Origin of the sequence: Paracoccus binzhouensis, from assembly GCF_016446475.1 — a bacterium.
Classification (GTDB): Bacteria; Pseudomonadota; Alphaproteobacteria; order Rhodobacterales; family Rhodobacteraceae; genus Paracoccus; species Paracoccus binzhouensis.
In genome coordinates, this window is the sequence record NZ_JAEHFP010000209.1 from 1 (window position 1) to 5,014 (window position 5,014).

Here is a 5,014-nt window from a genome sequence, read left to right on the forward strand (position 1 = left end):
CGATCTCGGCGCGCTGACGCCCAAGCTCCTGGCGGATCGCCCCGAAAATCGCAGGGTCGCGGGTGGCAAGCTCATCGGTGAAGAATCCGGTGTCGGTCATCTGGTCCTCATGCAAAAAGCGGCTTGCCGGGGTTCTAGCGCCTTTCCGCGCGTCCCGCTAGGACGGATGCGACGCGCGGGCGGTAGATTATCCCATGTGCCAAAGGGCCTTGCGCCCGGCCCGCCGCGCGCCATGATGGCCGCATGAAGCTGCATTTCATCGCCTCGAGCACCGAAACCGCCGTGACCGCCGCCGAGGCGCTGTCCGCGCGCTACGGCCATGTGCCGATCCGCGAGGCCGAGGTGATCGTGGCGCTGGGGGGCGACGGGCTGATGCTGTCGGTCATGCACCAGAATCGCGGCCTGCCGGTCTATGGCATGAACCGCGGCACCGTGGGCTTCCTGATGAACGCCTATTCCGAGGAGGACCTGCCCGCCCGCATTCTGGCCGCCGAGGAAACCGTGGTCAATCCGCTGGCCATGACCGCCGGCACCACCGACGGGCACGAGCATTGCGCGCTGGCCATCAACGAGGTCAGCATGCTGCGCGCCGGTCCGCAGGCGGCGCGGCTGCGCATCAGCGTGAACGGCCGCGTGCGCATGGAGGAGCTGATCTGCGACGGGGCGCTGATCTCTACCCCCGCCGGCTCGACCGCCTACAACTACTCGGCGAACGGGCCGATCCTGCCCCTCGGCTCGGACGTGCTGGCGCTGACCGCCATCGCGGCCTTCCGGCCCCGGCGCTGGCGCGGCGCCATCCTGCCCAAGGCGGCGACGGTGCGCGTCGACGTGCTGGAGCCCGACAAGCGCCCGGTCATGGCCGATGCCGATTCGCGCGGTGTCGATTCGGTGCTGTGGGTCGAGATCCGCTCGGAAAACACCATCCGGCACCGGCTGCTATTCGACCCCGGCCACGGGCTGGAAGAACGGCTGATCCGCGAGCAATTCGTCTGAGCCCCGGCCCCAGCCGGCCCCGATTCCATTTGAGCCCGATTCCATTTGAGACTGCGCGCGGCGCGCGCTAAAGCGCGGGGCATGATGAACCGTCCCGATCTTCCGCCCGAAATCGCCCGCCGCCGCACCTTCGCGATCATCTCGCACCCGGACGCCGGCAAGACCACGCTGACCGAGAAGTTCCTGCTGTTCGGCGGTGCGATCCAGATGGCCGGCCAGGTCCGCGCCAAGGGCGAGGCGCGGCGCACCCGTTCGGACTTCATGAAGATGGAGCAGGACCGGGGGATCTCGGTCTCGGCATCCGCCATGAGCTTCGATTTCGGACCCTATCGCTTCAACCTGGTGGACACGCCCGGCCACAGCGATTTCTCGGAAGATACCTATCGCACGCTGACCGCGGTGGACGCGGCGATCATGGTCATCGACGGGGCGAAGGGGGTCGAGAGCCAGACCCGCAAGCTGTTCGAGGTCTGCCGGCTGCGCGACCTGCCGATCCTGACCTTCTGCAACAAGATGGACCGCGAAAGCCGCGACACTTTCGAGATCATCGACGAGATCCAGGAGAACCTGGCCATCGACGTGGCGCCGGTTTCCTGGCCGATCGGCATGGGCCGCGACTTCATCGGCGCCTATGACCTGCTCAACGACCGGCTGGAGATCATGGACCGCGCCGACCGCAACAAGGTGGCCGAGTCGATCCAGATTTCCGGCCTGGACGATCCCAAGCTGGCCGAGCATGTCCCGGCCGAGCAGCTGGAGAAGCTGCGCGAAGAGCTGGAGATGGCGCGCGAACTGCTGCCCGCCTTCGACCGCAAGTCCTTCCTGGAAGGGCACATGACGCCGATCTGGTTCGGCTCGGCGATCAACAGCTTCGGCGTCAAGGAGCTGATGACCGGCATCGGCGAGTTCGGCCCGCAGCCGCAGCCGCAAAACGCCGCCGAGCGCCAGATCGCCCCCGAGGAAAATCCGGTGACCGGCTTCGTCTTCAAGGTGCAGGCGAACATGGATCCCAAGCACCGCGACCGCGTGGCCTTCGTGCGCCTGGCCTCGGGACATTTCGAGCGCGGGATGAAACTGCTGCATGTGCGGTCCAAGAAGCCGATGGCGGTCTCGAACCCGGTGCTGTTCCTGGCCGCCGACCGCGAACTGGCCGAGGAGGCCTGGGCCGGCGACATCATCGGCATCCCGAACCACGGCCAGTTGCGCATCGGCGACGCGCTGACCGAGGGCGAGGCGCTGCGCTTCACCGGCATCCCCAGCTTTGCGCCCGAGCTTCTGCAGACCGTGCGCGCGGGCGATCCGATGAAGGCCAAGCACCTGGAAAAGGCGCTGATGCAATTCGCCGAGGAGGGCGCGGCCAAGGTGTTCAAGCCGATGATAGGCTCGGGCTTCATCGTCGGCGTGGTGGGTGCGCTGCAATTCGAAGTGCTGGCGAGCCGCATCGAGCTGGAATACGGCCTGCCGGTGCGCTTCGAGTCCTCGCAATTCACCAGCGCGCGCTGGGTCTCGGGGCCCAAGGACAAGGTCGACGCCTTCGCCAATGCCAACAAGGGGCACATGGCGCAGGACCATGACGGCGATCTGGTCTATCTGACCCGGCTGCAATGGGACATCGACCGCGTCGGGCGCGACCATCCCGAGCTGAAGCTGACGGCGACGAAGGAGATGATGGTGTAGGCGCCCGTCCCGGCAAAAGCCCGGCTTGTCCGGCGGGCTGCGGTGCGTGCGTGTCGCTCCCGGTTCCTGAACGGCGCGCAGAGCCCTTTGCGGACGGCCTGGCGGAAGTTAGCATAGGCCATTGTATGTGGAGAAAAGACACATGTTGGCTTTGACGTCGCTCCGGCTTGTGAGCGTGGCGCTATGAATATTTCCGATGTGGGCCTCACTCTCGTTGGCAGTGGAATTCTGGCATTTGTCCCAATTTCATTAGCATATTGCTTTCAGAGGGCGCTGTTGCGCAAATGAGCTGGCGACCGCAGTTCTCCTTTCGCCGGACACACTTATTGCCTTGCCACAGTGACCGGGATGCCGAGGGCTGTGAAGCGGTTCATGACTGCCGCGCGGATCTGGACCTCGGCCCCCTGGCGGTCGAAGTCCCGTGACCTCAGCCGCAGGCCGAGCGGCTTCATGCAGTGCATTTTCGACCCGGCCGTGTCCGGCTTCCATGGCCTCGCATTCCGTCTCGGTGGCATGACCGCCGCTGCACTGCGGGCCGCGATAGCGTCATGGCAGCCCGCCTGTCGTAGGCACCGTCGGCCGCGACCGTGGCGATCTCCGCGTCCGCCGGGATCTGGGCGAGCAGGTCCGGCAGCATCGGAGCATCGCCGACATTGCCTGAAGTGACTTCCACCGCCCGGATCTCGAGCGTTTCCTCGTCGATCCCGAGATGGATCTTGCGCCAAACCCTTCGTTTCGAGCCGCCATGCTTGCGCCTGTGCCACTCTCCTTCGCCCTCCACCTTGATGCCGATGCTGTCGACGGGCAGGTGTCACGGCCCCTTGGAACCGCGAAATGGAAGTGACGACCTCCAAGGTCTTCTGCCGCCGGAAAAGGGTGCTGAAGTCCGGCACGGCCCAGCCGCGCCCCGAGAGTTCCGGAAGGCGTGCCACGAAGCCGGTGGCCTGGCGGAGCGGCAGGCCGAAGAGAACCTTGATGGTCAGGCAGGCCTGGATCGCAGCGTCGCTGTAGGCTTGCTGGCGGCCACGCCGCCCTGACGGCACGGCTGCCCACGGCATCAAGGGATCGAACCAGACGGTCAGAGATCCGCGCTGCCTCAGCGCCTGGTTGTACGCGTGCCAGTTGGTGGTCTTGGAGGTCGGCTTCCGAGCTCTGCTCATGCCATTCGGCTACGACATTGGATTCCCGAGGTGAATCTCAGGCATCCTTTGTGAAACAAGGCCGCCTGGTGGCGAAGCCGGTCAGCGGGTCCAGCGCGACGATGCCGCTGCCGTCCAGCGGATAGGGACCGATGTCGCGGCCGATGCGGTCGGGGTCGCCCGAGCGGTCGATCAGCCATTGCACCGCGCCCGGCAGCGCATCGGCCGCCGCCGGGCCGGTGCCGAGAAGGCAGGCGATCAGCCGCGCCAGCAGAGCGGCGCTTCGCGTCACACCTCGGTTCCCAGCAGCTCGCGGGCGATCTGCAAGACGATGGGGCGGGCCTCGGTCTCGGTCATGCCGGGGCGCAGGCGGGGGTCGTAGAGGATCTTCAGCAGCAACTCGTCATGCCGGGTCAGATAGGCGAATTCCTCGTCGTCGTTGAAGATCGAGGGGCGCACGCGCGGGCTGTCATTGGCCAGGCCCATGCCCTGCGCCAGTTCCTCGTGGATGCAGGAGCGGCGCAGGCGCGGCGGCAGCTCGGCCCGGATCAGCGCCACCGCCTGGGCATAGGTCGGGGCGTTGCCGTTGGAATAGGCGAAGACCGTGCAATAGTTCTGCGGCGCCAGGTCGCGCAGCGCGGCGATGTCGGCGGGCGGGATCCCCGGCACCAGCGAGGAGAGGCGCGGGCCGATGGCGCGGCGCTCGTCCTCGTTCAGGACCAGCACGTTGAAATTGCCTGCGGCGGCGGTCAGCGCCACCGGCTGGCCGCTGATGCGCTGCAGGCGCGCGGCGAAGCCGGCCACCTCGGCGCGGTCGCGGGCGCGCTGGGCCGGGGCGACCGAATCGCCGAATTCCAGCCGCACCCGCACCGGCTGCTGCCAGCGCCGCAAGGGTGCCGCCACCGGGCGCGAGACCAGCTTGCCGCCGTCGCGCACATATTCGTCATGCAGCGCCACCTCGATGAAGTCCTCGGCCAGCTTTTCCGGGGTCAGCGCGATCTCGGTGCCGGGATCGGTGCGCAGCCGGCCGCGGGCGATCAGCGTCTCCTCGATGCCGGCGAGATAGTCGCGCATGTTGCGGCTGGCGGGCGAGGCGGCGGCGGCCTCGGCCCGGGCGGTGGCGGCGCGGGCATTCTCGGCGCGTTCGCGGCGCAGCGCGGCCTGATCGACCGGCGGCTCGGGCCGGTCGGGGGGCGGCGGCGCCT

The 5,014-nt window shown here is 67.5% G+C and carries 4 protein-coding genes and 1 pseudogene; 2 read left to right on the top strand and 3 right to left on the bottom strand.

Translation table 11 applies throughout. From position 1 onward, the window contains the following. Positions 1-243: 243 nt before the first annotated feature. Both I9P22_RS23785 and I9P22_RS23790 read left to right on the top strand, forming a co-directional pair. A complete protein-coding gene (locus I9P22_RS23785; protein ID WP_199262665.1) occupies positions 244-993 on the top strand; it encodes an NAD kinase in 750 nt (249 codons plus the stop codon). A gap of 81 nt (positions 994-1,074) precedes the next feature. Further along, positions 1,075-2,670, top strand: a complete 1,596-nt coding sequence (locus I9P22_RS23790) for a peptide chain release factor 3 (RefSeq protein ID WP_199262667.1) — start codon at positions 1,075-1,077, stop codon at positions 2,668-2,670. Positions 2,671-2,993: 323 nt separating this feature from the next. Here I9P22_RS23790 and I9P22_RS23795 read toward each other — a convergent pair. The 3 genes and pseudogenes from I9P22_RS23795 to I9P22_RS23805 form a co-directional block, all read right to left on the bottom strand. Further along, a pseudogene (locus I9P22_RS23795) lies at positions 2,994-3,830 on the bottom strand (IS5 family transposase). A gap of 37 nt (positions 3,831-3,867) precedes the next feature. After that, positions 3,868-4,101: a hypothetical protein gene (locus I9P22_RS23800; protein ID WP_199262669.1), complete on the bottom strand. Its 234-nt coding sequence runs from the start codon at positions 4,099-4,101 to the stop codon at positions 3,868-3,870. After that, the coding region (locus tag I9P22_RS23805; protein ID WP_199262671.1) for a DUF2927 domain-containing protein at positions 4,098-5,014 on the bottom strand (917 nt) is incomplete at its 5' end. The genes I9P22_RS23805 and I9P22_RS23800, both read right to left, overlap by 4 nt.

Bases quoted from the DNA above. Each gene is read 5' to 3' on its own strand.
- I9P22_RS23785 (WP_199262665.1), top strand. From the start codon at position 244: ATGAAGCTGCATTTCATCGCCTCGAGCACCGAAACCGCCGTGACCGCC.
- I9P22_RS23790 (WP_199262667.1), top strand. From the start codon at position 1,075: ATGATGAACCGTCCCGATCTTCCGCCCGAAATCGCCCGCCGCCGCACC.